Genomic DNA, 17465 nt, shown 5'->3' on the forward strand with positions numbered 1-17465 from the left:
CCTTGCCCAGCGGGTTGTAGCGGCCCGGATTCTTGGGCACACCCGCCAGCAGGGCGCATTCGGCCTCGGTCAACTCATCCGGGTTCTTGTCGAAGTAGACGCGGGCCGCCTGGGCAATCCCCCAGGCTCCACGGCCGTAGTAGATTTCATTGAAATACATTTCTAGGATCTGGCTCTTGCTGTATTTCTTCTCGTAGTCCATTGCCAGCCGGGCTTCTTCCAGCTTGCGCCCGATACTCTTCTCCCCGGAGAGATACTTGTTCTTGATCAACTGCTGGGTAATGGTCGAGCCACCCTCGGCCAGCCTCCCCTTGGCCACATCCTTTACCAGGGCCCGGGCAATTCCCCGCACATCGATGCCGCCATGCTCGTAGAAGCGGGCATCCTCCACCGCCACCACCGCCTTTTGCAGGAAGGCAGGGATGCGGTCGATGGGAACCCAGTAGCGCTTTTCGGGAAGAATCCGGCCCGCAAACCGGCCGTTACGGTCGAAAACTTTGATGGAAGAATAGCCGGCGGGCAGGATTGGATGAGTGGCGATGGCATCCTGGGCCCCGGCCGGCGACGTCAGGCTCAGGGTCAGGACGATAAGTACGATCAGGCAATAGGACAGCTTGGACATTACTCCTACCCTCGCGGGCGGCATTCATCGGTTCAACGGGTGTTCCGCCCGTTGCGGGGCAGTCCGGACCGGTGACGGTGACGCTTGAAGTGTTTACGCTCAAACAGGCACCGCAAACGGTATATGCTTCGTTGAAGGATGTCAAGGGCAGGCACGGCAGGGAGCGGGGGCATTCGGCGCCTGCGGGGAGGCACCGCTGCCCGGAGCGGGAAGAGCAGCGAACGCAGAGGGGATCGCGGTCGCGGAGAGAATCCGGACCCCCGGCCGGCGGCGGCGCGAGGCCGAACCCGCCGGCAATCCGTCCTTGCCCGTGCGCTACCTCCTCGCCCGGAGGCATTGGTTACGTCAAGTCAGCCCTGTGGGGCTATGGCGATGTCCCGCCGGATCGCACGTCAGCCTGGCCGAGCGGTAATCGCGCCGCGGCAGTTCCCGGCATATCCGGCACAGCGACCGGTCATCCCCCCTGCGGATTCTGGACCAGCACCACCTGGGCAGGCATTGGCGCCGGGAATCCGGCCGCGGCAAGGGCCTCGCGGATCGTGCGGTTACCGTCGAAATAGACTTGCCAGTAATGGTCGTTGTGGCAGTAGGGACGAACGGCAAGCACGGGCCCCACCAGGGTGAAATCGAGGATCTCCACATCGACCGCAGGCATTGACAGCACGTTCGGCACCGCCGCCAGCTTCTCCCGCAGCAGCTCCATGGCAGCCACATGGTCGGCGCTGCCGGCCAGTTGGCATTTCAGCTCAACCCGGCGGTAGTCGTTGATGGTGTAGTTCTGGATGGTGTCGTTGAAAATCTTGGCATTGCCCACCATGGTCATGACATTATCGGGGGTGTTGATGGCAGTCACGAACAGGCCGATTTCCTGCACGGTTCCGGTGATGCCGCCGATGGTGACGAAATCCCCCACCTTGAAGGGACGCAGCACCAGGAGAAACGCCCCTGCCGCCAGGTTGGAGAGGAGCCCGCCCCAGGCGGCACCCACGGCAATGCCGACACCGGCCACCAATGCGGCGAAGGTGGTCGTCTGCACCCCGAAGTAACCCAGGATCGCAACCACCAGCACGATGTTCAGGGCAACACCGAGGAAATTGCCCAAGTACCGCATGAGACTGGGATCGACCTTCTGCTTCTCAAGGACCTGCTGCAGCATCCGCTGGACCAGATGGATCAGCCAGCGACCGACGATCCAGAAGATAATGGCGGCGATGATCTTTGTCCCGATTTCCGTTGCGTAGGCGATAACAAGTTGCTGATACTGGCCAATGCTGTCCATGCCGTTCCTCCTTGATGTGAGCCGTTCTCCCGGATGGTGCGCACACCTGGAACGGCCGGCTTCCTGCCGGCGCCCGCTCCACCAGGAGCCGTTACTGATCAAGTCTACCGCTAATCGGGTGAATTGCCATTCATTCGGATGTCTCATCTCCCCGTTTCAGCCGGCCCGCGCAACCGGTGATGCTCGACTCCGGCGCCATTGTAGCTACAGAGTCTCGTCTGTTTGGACAAAACTAATTGAAACTCCACCTCCCAATGGGGACAAAAATCGACTATCCTAACAATGTTGTTCAGCCGTTGCGGGCAGCCCTGCGCAACAAATGGCGCGGTCGGGCCGGAGCAGCGGGTGCGGCCGGATAATCCGGCACAGACACGTAGTGAAAAGGTACCGCATCATTCACGGTCAGCACAAACAGAGATTCTTCCGGTCGCAGAACCCGGCCGGACCACTCTCAACCAACAGGAGGCAGCACGGATGATCCCCGAAACATTGATGGAAATACTGAAGCAGGACGGCATCGTCGCCATCGCCACCCTGGGCCAGGACGGCCCGCATCTGGTCAACACCTGGAACAGCTACGTCCGCATCTCCGACGACGGCCGCCTGCTGATCCCCGCCGGCTACATGCACCGCACCGAGGCCAACATTGCCGTCAACCCCGAAGTTCTGATCACCATCGGCAGCAGCAAGGTCAAGGGGCTGCACGGACCGGGCGCGGGGTTCCTGATCAGGGGCACGGCCGCGTTCCTATTCTCCGGCCCGGAGTTTGACCTGCTGAAGGCACGGTTCGACTGGCTGCGCGCCACCCTGGCCGTAACGCCCGGCTCGATCACCCAGACCTGGTAGCATATGGCCCTGCACGACATCTGAAAGGAGAACGGTTTCATGCCCTACGTGAACATCAAGATCACCCGCGAAGGAGCGACGGCGGAGCAGAAGGCGGCCCTGATCAGGGGGGCCACCCAGTTGCTGGTGGATGTGCTGGGGAAGAATCCGGCCACCACGGTGGTGGTGATCGACGAGGTGGATACCGACAACTGGGGGATCGGCGGCGAGTCGGTCACCGTGCGGCGCAGGGCCGGACGCTGACCGTCCGCACCAGCTCCACGTCGGGCAGGTTGGCGTACACGTCCCGATAGTCGTCATGGCGGCGCAGCACCGAGACCACGCAGTCCAGTGGCTCCGACCATATCTCGGGAAGATCGGCTTCCAGGCTGTCGTCCGGCGAGAATGCCAGGCGCTCGACCGGCGGAGTGAACCGGGCATCGATCCCGTCCCTGTTGCCCCGGGGATCGATCCGATACCAGCCATGCGCGGGCAGGAAAACCGCATTCAGGCCGTGCAGACAGTACGGCGCCCCGTGACCGCCCAGGCTCAGCCGCTGATAGCAGAATCCCGCCGGAATGCCGCATGCCCGCAGGAGCGCCGCGAGCAGATGGCTTTTTGCATAGCAATACCCGGTCCGATGGCGCAGAACGTCCGACGCCGTGCAGGTCACGGGGTTGAGCTTATGGTCCCAACTGTGGCGGACGTTGTCGCGCACCCACTCAAAGCATCTTCCGGCAATCTCGCTTTCCGGGCGGCAACCCGCCGAGAGCGCCGTTGCCAGCGAGAGGATGTCCGGGTGGCTCCAGTCAATGATGTCCGACTCCGCCAGGTATCGATCCATCTCGGTCGTTGTCCTTTCAGACGCGGGCTACCCGGGGAGAACGGCGGCGCACAGGTTGCGCACCTCCTGGAGCATCACGAGGTGCGCCCTCTCCTCGGCCATGATCGCCGTGATGACATCGGCATCAAGACCATCGAGACCGGCCGCCGCCTCCGCGTAAAAGGCGACGGCATCGGCCTCCATGGCTATCGCCATGTCCAGCGCCTTGCCCGGGTTCGAGGCGATGACCGTCTCGCTCACCACGCTCGCCCGGGGCAGGACCTCCCTGCGCACGCGTTCCGCCGCAGCCATGAGCTCCTCTTCTGTCAGGTTCGGACCGCGCAGCCCCTCCGGCAGTCCCTCCCGCATGCGCGTAAAGGTTTCCAGGTGATCAATCTCCGCCTTTGCCAGCGTGGCGGCCAGCGCCGCGATCCGCCCGTTGCCGCAGCCGAGGGCCAGCGATTCATAGAATGTCCGGCCCCGCCGCTCCAGCTCCATTGCTATCTGCAAGATCACATCCGCAGTAAGCTTCACGGGTTTTATCCTCCTTCGCCCCACCCTGCGGGTCATCCTGCCCGGCAGTTCCTCCGTGCGCAAGCATATCGCCAGGTTACCCCCGGGACAGATCAACCCCGGCGCATCAAACCTACCGACCGATTCCCCCATGATACTCCTGCAGGCTCCTGACTGACTCCTTCCCCTGCCTGCGGGCGGCAATGCCGTCAGCGGCGGCGATTGCCGCGGCAATGGTCGTAACATAGGGGATCTTGTGCTTGATGGCCGCCTTGCGGATGTACGAGTCGTCATGGATGCTGGCCTTGCCCGACGGCGTATTGACCACCAGGTGAACCTCGCCATTCTTGATGGCGTCGGCCACGTTCGGCCTTCCCTCGTGCATCTTGAGCACGGTCTTCACGGTTACTCCGTTGCCGGCAAGGAACGCCGCTGTCCCCTGGGTGGCCATGATCGCCAAACCAATGGCGGAGAACCGCTGTGCCGCCTCAAGGGCTCCGGCGCGATCGTGCTCGTTGACCGTGATGAGCACTGTCCCCTCCAGCGGCAGCATGGCGCCGGCCGCCTCCTGGGCCTTGTAGAACGCCATCCCGTATGACGACGCCATGCCCAGCACCTCGCCGGTGGAGCGCATCTCCGGCCCCAACACCGGATCCACCTCCGGGAACATGTTGAAGGGGAATACCGCCTCCTTCGCCCCGAAATGGGAAACAGCCACTCGGGCCAGTCCCATGTCCTTCAGTTTGGCGCCCAGCATCACCTGCACCGCGATGCGCGGCATCGGAATGTTGCAGACCTTGGAAACCAGCGGCACGGTGCGGCTGGCCCGGGGGTTGGCCTCCAGGATGTAGACCTTGTCGTCGCTAATGGCGTACTGGATGTTCATGAGCCCCACCACCCCCATCTCCACCGCGATCCGGCGGGTGTACTCCTCGATGGTGGCAACATGTTTCGCCGGGATATTGACCGGCGGTATCACGCAGGCCGAGTCGCCGGAATGGACGCCGGCCATCTCGATATGCTCCATCACCGCCGGCACGAAGGCGTCGGTCCCGTCGCTGATTGCATCGGCCTCGGCCTCAATGGCGTTCTGCAGGAAACGGTCGATCAGGATCGGCCGCTCCGGGGTCACATCCACCGCCTTGGACAGGTATTCGCGCAGCATCTCCTCGTCATGCACCACCTCCATGGCCCGCCCCCCCAGCACGTAGGAGGGACGCACGATCAGCGGATAGCCGATCCGCTCGGCAATGACGATGGCATCCTCCAGCTTGCTGGCCATGCCCGATTCGGGCTGGGGTATGCCGAGCTTGCGCATTATGGCGTTAAACTGCTCCCGGTCCTCGGCCAGGTCGATGGTATCGGGCTGCGTGCCGATGATCCGCACTCCCGCCTCCTGAAGCTGACGGGCGATGTTGAGCGGCGTCTGGCCGCCGAACTGCACCAGCACCCCTTCCGGCTGCTCCTTGGCGTAGATCGACAGCACATCCTCCACGGTCAACGGCTCGAAGTAGAGCTTGTCCGAGGTGTCGTAGTCGGTGGAAACCGTCTCCGGGTTGCAGTTGACCATGATGGTTTCATAGCCTGCATCCCTGAGGGCAAAGGCGGTGTGGACGCAGCAGTAGTCGAACTCGATCCCCTGACCGATCCGGTTGGGGCCGCCCCCCAGCACCATGATCTTTTTGCGTTCCGTGACCGCCACGCTATCCGGGGCATTGTACGTGGAGAAGTAGTAGGCCGCATTCTCCACACCACTGACCGGCACCGGCTCCCACGACTCCAGCATGTCGAGGGTGATGCGCCGCTCACGGATCCGCTCTTCGGGAACGTGGAGGAGTTGCGCCAGATAGCGGTCCGAGAAACCGTCTTTTTTGGCCTGAACCAGCAGATCGTTCGGCAGGCGCCCCCATTTGTGGGCAAGAATCCGCTCCTCCAGTTCCACCAGCTCCTTCATCTGTTGCAAAAACCAGGGCTTGATATGGGTGCGGCGATGGAGCAGGTCGATATCGGCTCCCTTGCGCAGCGCCTCGTACAGGATAAACTGCCGCTCGCTGGTGGCCTCAGCCAACAGCTCCAGCAGTTCGGGCAGGGAACGCTTGTTGAAGTCCTTGGCAAACCCCAGGCCATAACGGCCGTTTTCCAGGGAGCGGATCGCCTTTTGCAGCGCCTCCTTGTAGTTCTTGCCAATGCTCATCACCTCGCCCACGGCCCGCATCTGGGTGCCCAGCTTGTCTTCCACCCCCTTGAACTTCTCAAAGGCCCAGCGGGCAAACTTGACCACCACGTAGTCGCCGGAGGGGGTGTACTTCTCCAGGGAGCCGTCCCGCCAGTAGGGGATCTCGTCCAGGGTCAGGCCGGCGGCCAGCATGGCCGAAACCAGGGCGATCGGGAAACCGGTGGCCTTGGAGGCCAGGGCCGATGAACGGGAGGTGCGGGGGTTGATCTCGATCACCACCACCCGTCCGGTCTTGGGGTCATGGGCAAATTGCACGTTGGTGCCGCCGATCACCTCAATGGCGTCGACGATCTTGTAGGCATCGGCCTGCAGGCGATCCTGCAGCTCCTGGCTGATGGTCAGCATCGGCGCGGTGCAGAAGGAATCGCCGGTATGAACCCCCACGGCATCCACGTTCTCGATGAAGCAGACCGTGATCTTCTGGTTCTTGGCGTCGCGGACCACCTCCAGCTCCAACTCTTCCCAGCCCAGGATCGACTCCTCCACCAGCACCTGCCTGATCGGACTGACCGACAGGCCACGGTTGACGATGGTCTCGAACTCCTCCATGTTGTAGGCAAAGCCGCCGCCGGTGCCGCCCATGGTATAGGCCGGCCGGATCACCACCGGGAAACCGATCTTCTCCAGCACCGCCTTAGCCTCATCCAGGGAGTGGGCAATGTCGCTGCGGGCCATTTCGATGCCCAGGCTATCCATGGTCTGTTTGAAGGTCTCGCGGTCCTCGCCGCGCTTGATGGCATCCAGGTTGACCCCGATCACCTTGACCCCGTACTTTTCCAGCACGCCGGCCTCGGCCAGGGCGCTGGACAGGTTCAGGCCGGTCTGGCCGCCCAAGTTGGGCAGCAGGGCATCAGGGCGCTCCTTGTCAATGATCTCGGTCAAGGTTGGCACGTTCAACGGCTCGATGTAGGTCACATCGGCCGTGCCCGGGTCGGTCATGATGGTGGCCGGGTTGGAGTTGACCAGCACGATCTGGTAGCCCAGCTTGCGCAGCGCCTTGCAGGCCTGGGTGCCGGAGTAGTCGAACTCGCAGGCCTGGCCGATGATGATCGGGCCGGAGCCGATAATGAGGACTTTGTGGATGTCGGTGCGTTTGGGCATTGGCGATACACTCCTTTGTGCATAGAGGTTGGGTACCTGTCAGCTATGATCTGGTTCTGTGGGCGCCCGACTCTGCCGTCGCCCCCATGGGGCATACGTGTCAGCGGTCATGGCGCCATTGCATGGCATCTTATCATCCTTCTCCGGTTTTGATCTCCGCGAACCGATCATCCGGGAATTTCCGATGGCAGAGTAAACGGCCGGGGCCCGAGTTGTAAACCCACTCTTCGGTAGCCACAGTCGTCAGGAACGTCCTGCCGCGAGTCACCGCCCGTACGCGCGCTTCCCGCCGCTGTTCCTTCCGGGCCGGTTCATCGCACTCTTCGCCCCCCTGCCCGCGTATGCCCGGACGCCACGACCCTGTCGCCGCAGTAGAACTTCGCCGTGGTGGAGCCGGGCTCCCTGAGGATCGGAAACGTATTTGCCGGCGGGGACTTTTTCTCGCTCTTACGTAAGTGTGGAACTCGTGGTGGCGACCGGTTCGTTACAGGCACTACTGGTCCCGCTGGAGAATGCCAGCGAAATCGATTGCAGCTATAATTGCACAGGATGCCGAGAAAATAAATCGCTTAACAAAGCTTCCCCTTGAATAACGCACAAGCTCAGTTATCGACATGGCTGGAGGGCCGTTGCCCCCATAAACATCTTATGAAGTAATTCGCTCGGAAAAGCTTTGGAAAACTGCAGCGCCCCACTTCTTCCCTGCCTTGGATAAGACGCTGTGGTTCGGGATGACCGAGTCGAGATCGTATCCCGGAGACCAGAGCCAGTCCATTCGCTCCGGAACGGTTTTCATCACCTCCCGTTCCGAGCGGACATTTGTAGAAAACGAGAAAGAGCATCAACTTCAATATGATCAGCGAAATGACCGATTCATTGCCGTTGTTGCCGGAGCAATTCTTCACCTCGGCATAGGCAAAATCGAAGTCGATCAATTCATTGACCGTGCGAGGCGGGTGATCGTTTCTGATCCACTTGTCGAGGTTGACACTGTAATGGAATAGGTTGTGCTGAGGTTGTTCCTGTCTTCCCATCATAGCTGGACTCCGGCTGTAACGATGGACAGATTATACGTGCTTAGAACCGGCCTCGTCTTGGTTTCGGCAACAGGCCGTGCCACACCTGACCCGGTATGCAGTGCCGATTCGCTCGTGCCATGTTATGTTGAGTGCTCAATTATGACCCTGAAAATGCGCTTCTAAGGGTAAAAAACCCTCTGAAATAGATGTAATTGTTGAAATGTCAGTAGGTTGGCTTGGTCCGACCCGATTTACGTACGATTTACGATTTACGTACCCTGCCCCTTGACCCGCACCGAGGCGCTTTCGGCCCCGGTCGGTGTCCAAGGGCCTGTGAAAGCTTCGCTTATTTAAGCAAATCAATAGTACTGTTCTGTGTGTCAGCAACAAAAAGACTTGCACCATCAGTTGTGATTCCTAATGGGAAACTCAAAGGAGAAGTAGAGCTCAATGAGGTGCCTGCTACCAATGTGGTCACAGTGCCAGTTGCAATTACCACCTTGCGAATTGAATCGTTACTTGAATCTGCAATATAAAGATTTGTCCCGTCAGTTGTAATGCCAACTGGCGAGTTGAACCTAGCAGTGGTGCCAGTTCCGTCGGTTTTACCGTTTTGTCCGGCACTCCCCGCCAAAGTGGTCACTGCCCCAGTTGCAACTACTACCTTGCGAATTGTGCTGTTATCGGTGTCGGCGACAAAAAGATTCGTACCGTCGGTTGTAATCCCGAATACTGTACCGAACAGGACCGAAGAACCGACCCCATCGGTTGAGCCAGGCGTTCCGGCGCTGCCTGCAAGTGTAGTCACGGCGCCAGTTGCTATTACCACTTTCCGGATTGCCCTATTGCCCGTGTCTGACACATAGAGGTTTGTGCCATCGGTTGTAATGCCACTTGGTGAGTTGAATAGCCCCGCAGAACCAATGCCATCAGTTGAGCCAGTTATTCCGGCACTGCCTGCCAAAGTTGTAACTGCGCCAGTCGCAATAACTACCTTGCGGATTGTGTTGTTATTTGTGTCAGCGACATAAAGGTTTGTCCCATCAGTCGTAATGGCAAATGGGGCATTGAACTTAGCCGCAGAGCCTGTTCCATCGGTTGATCCACTCGTTTGGGCAGTACCTGTCCCAACTGTACCTGCAAGTGTAGTAACTGCACCGGTTGTAATCACTACTTTACGGATTGTATTATTTCCTGTGTCCGCCACGTAGAGGTTGACCCCGTCGGTCGTTATACCGGAGGGAGCATTAAACCGAGCCACTGAACCGGTCCCATCGGTTGTTCCCTGCTGCGTTGCCTGACCTGCGAGAACGGATACCGTTCCAGTAAGCGTGAGAACATTTCCTTGTTTAGCACCGCCCATTTGAATAGTAGAGATGCCATCCGAATTGCTGCCGCATCCACCAAGGGACAAAACTGAAACAATTGCTACGGCAGGTCCAATTCGTTTAAAGACTTTCCTCATTATTTCTCCTTCCAACGTCAAAAGCCTGACCGGCAGGTCTTTTGGCCGGTCTTGGCGCTTGTTGTGCTCATTTTGCGTTAACCATCTGGAAATAAGTGAGGTAGATATTGCCTGTCTGGGCCGCGTATCTTTTCTTTCTTAGAAGTAGACTTACGAAGTCGATACGTTCCTCAAATACCGCCATGAGATCTCCTCCGTCCATTAGAATAATCGATGCGCCTCCCGCCTGGTGAGCAGTAACTCCATCCGTCGAGAACCCATTGATAGAGAGAAAGACTCCTAAGGTATTTTCCAATTTGGTTTTGACCTTATCAGAGAAGGCGGCAAGATCAGCTTTGTTGATAAGTTCTTTCTGCCACTTTGCTTCAAACAAATAATCAGTACCTTCAAGGGCGAACGCGCCGTCAACCTGCTCTCCAAGGTTCTTGAAGGAAGCTTTAGGGTCGAGATCGAATAACTCGAAAAGATCATACATCATCTTTTCGAGCTCGAAACCTCTACCTTGGGGATTGGTAGAGCTGATTAAAGATAAATACTTCATCTTTATTTCTTCCAACTTCTGGCGTACAGCAACGTTCTCGCGCAGTCTCTTAGCTGCAACCTCCTGTCGTTTTTCAATTTCATCCTGTTCGCGTTTTACATCTTGATGTGGTTCAACCAGTTGCCGAAGTTGCAATACTGCTGCACGTGCTCGCTCAACTTTTGAGTTGCCATCATCGAGTTGCTTTAAATGATTAAAATCAGTGATCTTGCACAACTCATAACATAACTTGGTTAAATCGCCTATGTACCTGTCGGGGTTCCCAACAAGATGATCTATAAGATCAGAAACAATTTGACGCTTATAATTTTGCCAGTCGAATTTTGTGAGCAGAGAAGGGTTTGATAGGCATAACTGCAAAAAACTTCGGAGATCGGATTTATACCAATACACAGAACAGAGTGCTTCTTTAAGTGCCATAATCGCGGCAGGAGAAAGTTGTTTTCCCATTTTTCCTCCTAATCTAATTACACATGTACTCCATAAGCATAGGTCAATTTATCGAGTCCCAGTGCTACCGATAGAAATCAAATGATTTACAGCTGTTATAAATTCGTTCATATTTGTAAATCTTCTGGTTGCCTCGTCAAACTTTAGGACAGCCAAGCTATCCTTGAATATAGATGGTGCATTGAGATCAGATGGAACTACAACTATTGGAACGATTCGTTTGGTAATTCCTCTTTCAGCCAGATAGTTCTGATAATATGACACCGAACCTCGTAATTGAGACAGAACATTATAAAGACTGCTTGGTCTCTGATATTTTTTGATTTCTATTATATAGTCAACAGGATGAGTGTTTATGATTGCATCATAAATCATCTCTGTTCCGTCGCTTGCTACAACTTTCATCTGCTTAAAAAGCTTGCCTGAAATATACGGGCGGAATCCATCCTTCAGCGCCAATAACACTGCATGCTCGAACCTCTCTGACGAACTAATCGCATCAATCCTTACCTGTCTTTCGGTTAACGACTGATCTTTAGGGGCTTCTTGATCGGTCGAAGTGGTTTCTTGGGGCGTAGTTGTTTCGGCAGTTTCTGGTTCAGAAGGTTCTGTCCCCGAAGCTGTCTCTCCTTGCTCCTCCAGGGCTTCTTCTTGTCGTTTTGCTTTTAGTTCTGACACAGACGCCTTCTTCATCATGTATTCCCAGTACTTCTCTCTATTCCAAAATATGGCTGCTATATTTTCAAGGAAACTCAGTTCGGTGACAAGGGTTGCAATAATGAATATTGCCAGTGCATAAACCCAAACATCATTAGAAGCCAAGGAGAGGCCGACAACCACAATGCTACCAAAGAGCTTGATAGCCATGTCATCCTTCTTGGGCACGAAAACGAGGATTACGCCGATAATCAGAGAAACCACCAAAAACAGCAAAGTCAAAATAACAGCTGCGGATTTCATATCGGCTGGCATGATAAATTCCATAATTTCTCCGTTTTTTGTCCTGCACAACGTGCATGAGGCGCAGAGGCGGCGTTAGCCGTCCTTCTGCCGCCGAGAGTTATGCACTCCATCTCAAATTTGGGGAGCTAATCATGCAATTATACAAGTGCTTTTATGACGGTGTTCCTGATGTAAGAGCTAATATTTTCGAGGACAAGAAACACACTTTGACCAGAGACTTCGGTTCCTTCGTCGAAGATTATATGAGTGGTAAAACCTATTTCGGCTTTGACATTTTTGCTTCTAGCAAATTCCAAGAACTTTATCGGTGGACCGTCAACGGAGGGCTTTGCGGGGCCGGTAGCGTGGAAATAATCGGAACCGTCCGAAGCAAACAGAGCCAGCTTATTAACTGCGCTAGTAGCACACACCATGCTGATTTTTCTGTGTTTATCCCTGTTATTCGCGGAGACCTCTTGCGGGTCGGACCAAGCTAACCAACTGAAATAAAATCATAATAGTCCCAAAAGATCTCATTTCCAGCGCTTAGAACCTCACTTTTGTCGGTAAAATCGGCATTGTAAGGCTCCGCCTTCTCTCTCAGAAAACTCGCTCCGTCCAACTACTCGCCAGGAAATCAAGGACCCTCCCCTGCTTTCCCATACCCGAATCAATCCCCCCCACACACCACTAACACCCTTTCATAAATCAATTACTATCCCCGTTCAATCAGGAAAACCCCTATACGCCGCGTCCTCGGGCCGCGTTTCGAGCGCTGATCACACTTCCACCTCCACCCACACGGGGCAGTGGTCGGACGGCTTTTCCATGGCGCGGATGTCGTAGTCGATGCCGGCGGCGCGGCAGGCTTGCTGGAGCGGACGGGTGAGGAGGATGTGGTCGATGCGCAGGCCCCGCTTGGGCTCGGACTCGAAGCCGCGGCTGCGGTAGTCGAACCAGCTGAAGCGGTCGTCGATGTCGGGGTAGAGTTCGCGGTAGCTGTCGTGCAGCCCCCAGTCGCACAGGGCGGCGAACCAGGCGCGCTCTTCGGGCAGGAAGCTGGTCTTGCCGGTGCGGAGCCAGCGCTTGGCGTTGTCGGCGCCGATGCCGATGTCCGGGTCCACGGGGGCGATGTTGAAGTCTCCCATGACCGCCAGGGGGGCGTCGGGGTCGCAGGAGGATATCAGGTAGGCGAGCACGTCGGCGTAGAAGCGCTCCTTGGCCGGGAACTTGACCGGGTGGTCGCGGCTTTCACCCTGGGGGAAGTAGCCGTTGATGACCCTCAGGGGCGGCCCGGCGGAGAGGTCGAAGGTGGCGCCGATGAAGCGCTTCTGGGCTTCGTCGCCGTCGCCGGGGAGGCCGAGCCGGACGTCGCGGGGCGGCTGGAGGGAGAGGAGCGCCACGCCGTGGTGGGTCTTCTGGCCGTGGTAGATCACGTGATAGCCCAGGGCCTGGACGGCGGCCAGGGGGAAGTCGGCATCCTGCACCTTGGTTTCCTGGAGGCCGATGATGTCGGGCCGATGGGTCCGGACCAGTTCTTCGAGTTGATGGAGACGGGAGCGCAGGCCATTGACGTTGAACGATACGAGTTTCATCCCGGGTCACCTCGCAAGGGGAATTTTGCTCGTATCACTAGCAGATTGCGGGTTCATTATCCATTGGTTTGTGAACGGGTCTGAGGCAGGCGGAAACGTGCCCCGGACCGGGCGGTCCGGGGCGGTGCAACGGGTCGGTCAGGGCTGATAGCCGTCGGTGAGGGTCTTCATGAAGGCCACCAGGGCGTCTTCTTCGGCATCGGAGAGCTTGAGGTTGCCCAGTTCGGCGGTGTTCATGGTGAGGGCCAGTTCGGGCAGCGGCCAGCAGGTCACCTTTTCGCCGGGGGAGCCGGGCGCGCAGGTGGGGAGAACGTCGCGGGTGTTGTAGAAGTGGACGATCTCCTTCAGGCTCTTGAAGTAGCCGTTGTGGCCGAATGCCTTGACGAAATCGGGGGCGGCTTTCTTGTCCACGTTGCGCAGGGTGGGCACCTTGTGCTTGCCGAGGTTGGCCTTGGCAAATCGGCTGTAATCGATGCGCGACTCAAGGAAGCCGCCGAGCCCCAGGTCGATCCAGGCGGCCCCCAGGGGATTGAAGGTGGACTGATAGAAAGGATTCTCGACATTGCGCGGTACGCCCAGGTTGTCGTAGGTGTAGTCGGTGAAAAGTGGCTTTTTGCCGGTGTTGACGTGGCAGCGGGCACATTTGCCCTTGCCGTTGAAGAGAGCGAGCCCCATTTTCTCCTGGGGCGTCAGGAATGCCTTGCCGGCCAAGTAGAAATCGTACTTGGAGGTGAAGGCGTTGGATTCGGTCGAGCCCTCGTAGGCGGCAATGGCCAGGGCGATGTAGTCGTAGGCCAGATTGGATTTTGCCCGGTTGGGAGCATCCAGGTTCACGAAGGCCCCTTCGGTGGCGCAGGATGTGTCCGCGTCGGCGGGCCAGACAATGGCGCACGAGCCGGGCCAGACGACGTCCATGGCGGTGCCGTAGGTGGCGGTGCAGACCCGGTGGACCACGCAGGCCGAGTCGGGGAGCGCCTGCTCCAGCGGATTCAGGAACGGGCCCTGGGCCTGGTCGGCGGCGGGGTTGCCCAGTTTTTCGCCGGTGGCGCGGCCATCCCAGAAGTTGCCCCCCACGAACATGCCGCCGCCCTGACGGATATATTTGAGGATGGGCGCAGTGGTTGCGTAGGCCGATGAGGGTGGTTTGCGGTTGCCGAAACGCCCGGCGATGGAGCCTTCATATACTGCGCCGTGGGAGTTAATGTCGGGTGAGGGGCCGGTCCACCCCGCCTCGGGGGCATGGCAGACCGCGCATGACTGGTTGCGGTTGATTGAAAGGTTGTTGTCGAAGAAGATGTCCTTGCCAAGTTGTTCCTTGACGGTCAAGCCTGCCGCGCCGGCGGCGCCTGCCGCCAGGAGGAGAAGTGCCGCCGCTCCCATTAGTCGCTTGGATACCATCCCTGTACCCCCTTGTTGTGTGTAACCTGACCACGTCTTGTCGGACAGGTTTCCGGAATATGCGGTCGCATCCCTGCCTTCCCCGGCGCCGTATCACCCTCCTTTCCCGTACGTCTGTTGCCGGCGCTCATGTCCGGCCGGGGTCCGCAGAGGTTAACTGTACATAATGATTAACCTTTGTCAAACATCCCCCGTCCGGGCCCGCCGATGAATTACTCCTTGACATCCAGGGATTTGAACTTTATAACTAGTTGAAAATCTGATTATTTTACTCGCCGGACAGTTTTCCGGCCGATGTTCGTGCCCCATGTATCGAGACCATTTCGGCTTTACCGAACAACCCTTTGCGCTCACCCCGAACCCTGATTTTCTCTTTCTGAGCACCCACCATCAGGAGGGGTTCGCCCACCTGCTCTACGGCATTGACACCCATGCCGGGTTCATCGAGCTGACGGGCGAGGTGGGGACCGGCAAGACCACCCTGATCAGGACCTTCCTCAACCAGCTCGACCCGGCCACGCACCGCACCGCCCTCATCTTCAACCCGACCCTGTCGTCCCTGGGGCTGCTCCAGGGGATCAACCGGGAGTTCGGCCTCCCCTGCGCCAGCTCGGAGCGGGGCGAGTTGCTGGAGGCCCTGAACCGTTTCCTGCTGGAGGAAAGCTCGGCCGGCCGCACGGTGGTGCTGGTGATCGACGAGGCCCAGAATCTTTCCGCCGAGGTGCTGGAGCACATCAGGCTCATCTCCAACCTGGAGACCGAGCGGGACAAGCTGATCCAGATCGTGCTGGTGGGCCAGCCGGAGCTGAAGCGGCTGCTGGCGCTGGAAGAACTGCGCCAGCTCAACCAGCGGATCACGGTGCGCTACCACCTGGAGCCCATGGGGTGCGACGATACGCGGGAGTACATCCGGCACCGGATCAGGGTGGCGGGCGGCGGCCGGGAGCCGGTGGCGTTCACCCTGGGGGCCGTGAAGAAGATCTACCGCTTCTCCAAAGGGCTGCCCCGGCTGATCAATGCCGTGTGCGACCGGGCGCTCCTGCTGGCCTACACCAGGGACAGCAGGGAGATCACCGCGTCAATGGCGGCCGAGGCCATCATCGACGTGCGCCAGGAAGAAGGGCGGCGCTTTCCCCTCCCCCGCAAGACCCTGCAGTTCCTGACCCTGGCCGCGGCGATAAGCATCGGCGTTACCCTGTTCAACCGCGCGGGCAAGGAGCCGTCGCCCCCGGCCGTGGCCGGAGAGGCAACGCCGGCCCCGGCCCCGACCGCTGCCCCTGCGCCGCAGCCGCCTCCCCTGACCGGCGATGCTGTCCGCAAATCTTTGGCGGCAACGGCCGCGGGTGACAACATGCTGACCACTGCCAACGCCCTGCTGGGGGCATGGCAGGCACCCGCCATCGACCGGGCCGGGCACAGCGACGATATCCGCACCCTGGCGGCACGGCGCGGTTTCACGGCCACGGAAATCAAGGGGAGCCTGGACGACATCCTGCGCTTCGACGCGCCGGTGCTGCTCCAGGTGGAGCTTCCCGACGGCACCAGCCGGTTCCTGACCCTTACGGCCGCGAGCAACGGCTCGTTCACCGTGGTGCCGGCTGTTGCGGGGAAACATTCCCTTTCGCGCGGCGAGATCGAGGCGTTCTGGGAGGGACGGGCCTGGATGTTCTGGAAGAATTTCCACGGAATACCGTTACGGACCCGGGCGGGAAGCAAGGGCAAGGGAGTGAAGCCTCTTCAGGAACTGCTGAAAGGGGCCGGTTTCTACGATGAAAAACCCACGGGCGACTTTGACGCGGCTACCGAGGAAGGGATCCGTCGCTTCCAGCAGTCCGAGGGGCTGCAACCTGACGGCAAGGCGGGGGAGAAAACGCTGGCGCTCCTCTACCGCAGGGCGGGCGGGTTTTTCCCGCCGGGACTTACGGGAGCAAAGGGGAGCACGCAATGAGCCTGATTCTTGACGCGCTGAGAAAAATGGAGCAGGAGCGCAAAGCCCGGCGCGGGGCCACCGAGAACATCCGTCCCGACGTGCTCGGCCACCGGGGGGCGCAGCGCTCCGACAGCCGGAAACGGTGGCTGTTCGCGGCCGGCGCTGCGGTGATCCTCCTGGCGGGTCTGGCAGCGGGCCTGTTACTGAAGGGCGGCAACGACGCCACGCGCACGGCGGCGGTACAACGCCGGGACGCCGGACGGACGGCCCCGCTGACGGCCGGGTACCAGGACGAGGGCACGGAGTCAGCACTGGCGCCGGCCCCCGTGCCGCAGCCCCCGGTTCCGCAACCGCAACTGCAACCGGCTCCGGCCGTTGAGGCGCCGCGTCCCGTCCCTGCCCCGCCCGCGGCGGCTGTTCCGCGCCCCGTGCCCGCGGCACCGCGCCCGGACGAGGAGGAAGAAGAAAGTGCCCCGGCGGTACGCGCCCCAAGCGCACCGGCACCCGTTGCCGTGACCCAGCCCTCGGACCTGTCCGTAACGGGCATCGCTTGGCAGGATGAGCGGCGTCTGCGCCGGGCCGTGGTGAACGGCACCCTGGTTGCGGAAGGAAACGTGGTGGCGGGCGCCCGCATCGTCTCCATCGGCGAGCGCAAGGTCCGCTTCTCCAAGGACGGCCGCACCTTCGACGTCCCCCTCTCAGGCGGTCACTGATCCGGCGCGGCCG

Annotated in this window: 17 protein-coding genes; 5 read left to right on the forward strand and 12 right to left on the reverse strand. The window is 59.2% G+C overall.

Annotated features, from left to right (window positions below; translation table 11 throughout):
• Together AC6CDK_RS11405 and AC6CDK_RS11410 are read right to left on the reverse strand one after the other, a co-directional pair.
• A partial coding sequence (locus AC6CDK_RS11405) for a transglycosylase domain-containing protein (RefSeq protein WP_496639835.1) occupies nt 1-622 on the reverse strand: 622 nt, incomplete at its 3' end.
• A gap of 454 nt (nt 623-1076) precedes the next feature.
• Nucleotides 1077-1901: a mechanosensitive ion channel family protein gene (locus AC6CDK_RS11410; protein WP_039645026.1), complete on the reverse strand. Its 825-nt coding sequence runs from the start codon at nt 1899-1901 to the stop codon at nt 1077-1079.
• Nucleotides 1902-2375: 474 nt separating this feature from the next.
• Here AC6CDK_RS11410 and AC6CDK_RS11415 point away from each other — a divergent pair, with 474 nt between their 5' ends.
• Nucleotides 2376-2747: a pyridoxamine 5'-phosphate oxidase family protein gene (locus AC6CDK_RS11415; protein WP_039645031.1), complete on the forward strand. Its 372-nt coding sequence runs from the start codon at nt 2376-2378 to the stop codon at nt 2745-2747.
• 39 nt (nt 2748-2786) lie between these two features.
• Nucleotides 2787-2990: a 2-hydroxymuconate tautomerase family protein gene (locus tag AC6CDK_RS11420; protein WP_010942197.1), complete on the forward strand. Its 204-nt coding sequence runs from the start codon at nt 2787-2789 to the stop codon at nt 2988-2990.
• Here the strand turns inward: AC6CDK_RS11420 and AC6CDK_RS11425 are convergent.
• The 8 genes from AC6CDK_RS11425 to AC6CDK_RS11460 all read right to left on the reverse strand — a co-directional run bounded on the left by AC6CDK_RS11425 (nt 2962) and on the right by AC6CDK_RS11460 (nt 11858).
• Nucleotides 2962-3570: a transglutaminase-like domain-containing protein gene (locus AC6CDK_RS11425; RefSeq protein ID WP_039645033.1), complete on the reverse strand. Its 609-nt coding sequence runs from the start codon at nt 3568-3570 to the stop codon at nt 2962-2964. The two genes, AC6CDK_RS11420 and AC6CDK_RS11425, sit on opposite strands and share 29 nt — an antisense overlap.
• Before the next feature lie 27 nt (nt 3571-3597).
• Complete coding sequence (locus AC6CDK_RS11430) at nt 3598-4083, reverse strand: ferritin family protein (RefSeq protein ID WP_039645035.1); 486 nt, start codon at nt 4081-4083, stop codon at nt 3598-3600.
• Nucleotides 4084-4195: 112 nt separating this feature from the next.
• Nucleotides 4196-7399 (reverse strand): carbamoyl-phosphate synthase large subunit, encoded by a 3204-nt coding sequence (gene carB / locus AC6CDK_RS11435; protein ID WP_192905131.1) that lies wholly within the window; start codon nt 7397-7399, stop codon nt 4196-4198.
• Between the two features lie 133 nt (nt 7400-7532).
• Entirely contained in the window at nt 7533-7820 is a 288-nt protein-coding gene (locus AC6CDK_RS11440) for a DUF2845 domain-containing protein (protein ID WP_318258790.1), read from the reverse strand.
• A gap of 181 nt (nt 7821-8001) precedes the next feature.
• Nucleotides 8002-8436, reverse strand: coding sequence for a hypothetical protein (locus AC6CDK_RS11445; RefSeq protein ID WP_039645038.1), 435 nt, complete (start codon nt 8434-8436; stop codon nt 8002-8004).
• Between the two features lie 328 nt (nt 8437-8764).
• The gene (locus tag AC6CDK_RS11450) at nt 8765-9883 is read right to left on the reverse strand and encodes an NHL repeat-containing protein (RefSeq protein WP_192905132.1); all 1119 of its coding nucleotides are present in this window, start codon (nt 9881-9883) and stop codon (nt 8765-8767) included.
• Nucleotides 9884-9950: 67 nt separating this feature from the next.
• Entirely contained in the window at nt 9951-10874 is a 924-nt protein-coding gene (locus AC6CDK_RS11455) for a hypothetical protein (protein ID WP_192905133.1), read from the reverse strand.
• Between the two features lie 48 nt (nt 10875-10922).
• On the reverse strand, nt 10923-11858 hold the full coding sequence (locus tag AC6CDK_RS11460; protein ID WP_192905134.1) for a hypothetical protein: 936 nt from the start codon (nt 11856-11858) through the stop codon (nt 10923-10925).
• Between the two features lie 110 nt (nt 11859-11968).
• Between AC6CDK_RS11460 and AC6CDK_RS11465 the strand changes: the two genes are divergently transcribed.
• Nucleotides 11969-12313: a hypothetical protein gene (locus AC6CDK_RS11465; RefSeq protein WP_192905135.1), complete on the forward strand. Its 345-nt coding sequence runs from the start codon at nt 11969-11971 to the stop codon at nt 12311-12313.
• Nucleotides 12314-12595: 282 nt separating this feature from the next.
• Here the strand turns inward: AC6CDK_RS11465 and xthA are convergent, their stop codons facing one another.
• Together xthA and AC6CDK_RS11475 are read right to left on the reverse strand one after the other, a co-directional pair.
• Nucleotides 12596-13411, reverse strand: coding sequence for an exodeoxyribonuclease III (xthA, locus tag AC6CDK_RS11470; protein WP_192905136.1), 816 nt, complete (start codon nt 13409-13411; stop codon nt 12596-12598).
• 138 nt (nt 13412-13549) lie between these two features.
• The gene (locus tag AC6CDK_RS11475; RefSeq protein ID WP_192905137.1) at nt 13550-14809 is read right to left on the reverse strand and encodes a cytochrome-c peroxidase; all 1260 of its coding nucleotides are present in this window, start codon (nt 14807-14809) and stop codon (nt 13550-13552) included.
• A gap of 307 nt (nt 14810-15116) precedes the next feature.
• Here AC6CDK_RS11475 and AC6CDK_RS11480 point away from each other — a divergent pair, with 307 nt between their 5' ends.
• Both AC6CDK_RS11480 and AC6CDK_RS11485 read left to right on the forward strand, forming a co-directional pair.
• Nucleotides 15117-16757 (forward strand): AAA family ATPase, encoded by a 1641-nt coding sequence (locus AC6CDK_RS11480; protein WP_039645057.1) that lies wholly within the window; start codon nt 15117-15119, stop codon nt 16755-16757.
• Nucleotides 16754-17452, forward strand: a complete 699-nt coding sequence (locus AC6CDK_RS11485) for a hypothetical protein (protein WP_039645059.1) — start codon at nt 16754-16756, stop codon at nt 17450-17452. The genes AC6CDK_RS11480 and AC6CDK_RS11485 overlap by 4 nt, the downstream gene beginning before the upstream one ends.
• Nucleotides 17453-17465 lie beyond the last annotated feature (13 nt).

It is taken from the genome of Geobacter sp. PheSNFMC (assembly GCF_059620965.1).

Excerpts from the sequence above, each read along its gene's own strand:
- AC6CDK_RS11425 (WP_039645033.1), bottom strand. The coding sequence starts at position 3,570 with ATGGATCGATACCTGGCGGAGTCGGACATCATTGACTGGAGCCACCCG.
- AC6CDK_RS11475 (WP_192905137.1), bottom strand. The coding sequence starts at position 14,809 with ATGGTATCCAAGCGACTAATGGGAGCGGCGGCACTTCTCCTCCTGGCG.
- AC6CDK_RS11420 (WP_010942197.1), top strand. The coding sequence starts at position 2,787 with ATGCCCTACGTGAACATCAAGATCACCCGCGAAGGAGCGACGGCGGAG.
- AC6CDK_RS11480 (WP_039645057.1), top strand. The coding sequence starts at position 15,117 with ATGTATCGAGACCATTTCGGCTTTACCGAACAACCCTTTGCGCTCACC.
- carB (WP_192905131.1), bottom strand. The coding sequence starts at position 7,399 with ATGCCCAAACGCACCGACATCCACAAAGTCCTCATTATCGGCTCCGGC.
- AC6CDK_RS11465 (WP_192905135.1), top strand. The coding sequence starts at position 11,969 with ATGCAATTATACAAGTGCTTTTATGACGGTGTTCCTGATGTAAGAGCT.
- AC6CDK_RS11415 (WP_039645031.1), top strand. The coding sequence starts at position 2,376 with ATGATCCCCGAAACATTGATGGAAATACTGAAGCAGGACGGCATCGTC.
- AC6CDK_RS11410 (WP_039645026.1), bottom strand. The coding sequence starts at position 1,901 with ATGGACAGCATTGGCCAGTATCAGCAACTTGTTATCGCCTACGCAACG.
- AC6CDK_RS11455 (WP_192905133.1), bottom strand. The coding sequence starts at position 10,874 with ATGGGAAAACAACTTTCTCCTGCCGCGATTATGGCACTTAAAGAAGCA.
- xthA (WP_192905136.1), bottom strand. The coding sequence starts at position 13,411 with ATGAAACTCGTATCGTTCAACGTCAATGGCCTGCGCTCCCGTCTCCAT.
- AC6CDK_RS11450 (WP_192905132.1), bottom strand. The coding sequence starts at position 9,883 with ATGAGGAAAGTCTTTAAACGAATTGGACCTGCCGTAGCAATTGTTTCA.
- AC6CDK_RS11460 (WP_192905134.1), bottom strand. The coding sequence starts at position 11,858 with ATGGAATTTATCATGCCAGCCGATATGAAATCCGCAGCTGTTATTTTG.
- AC6CDK_RS11445 (WP_039645038.1), bottom strand. The coding sequence starts at position 8,436 with ATGATGGGAAGACAGGAACAACCTCAGCACAACCTATTCCATTACAGT.
- AC6CDK_RS11485 (WP_039645059.1), top strand. The coding sequence starts at position 16,754 with ATGAGCCTGATTCTTGACGCGCTGAGAAAAATGGAGCAGGAGCGCAAA.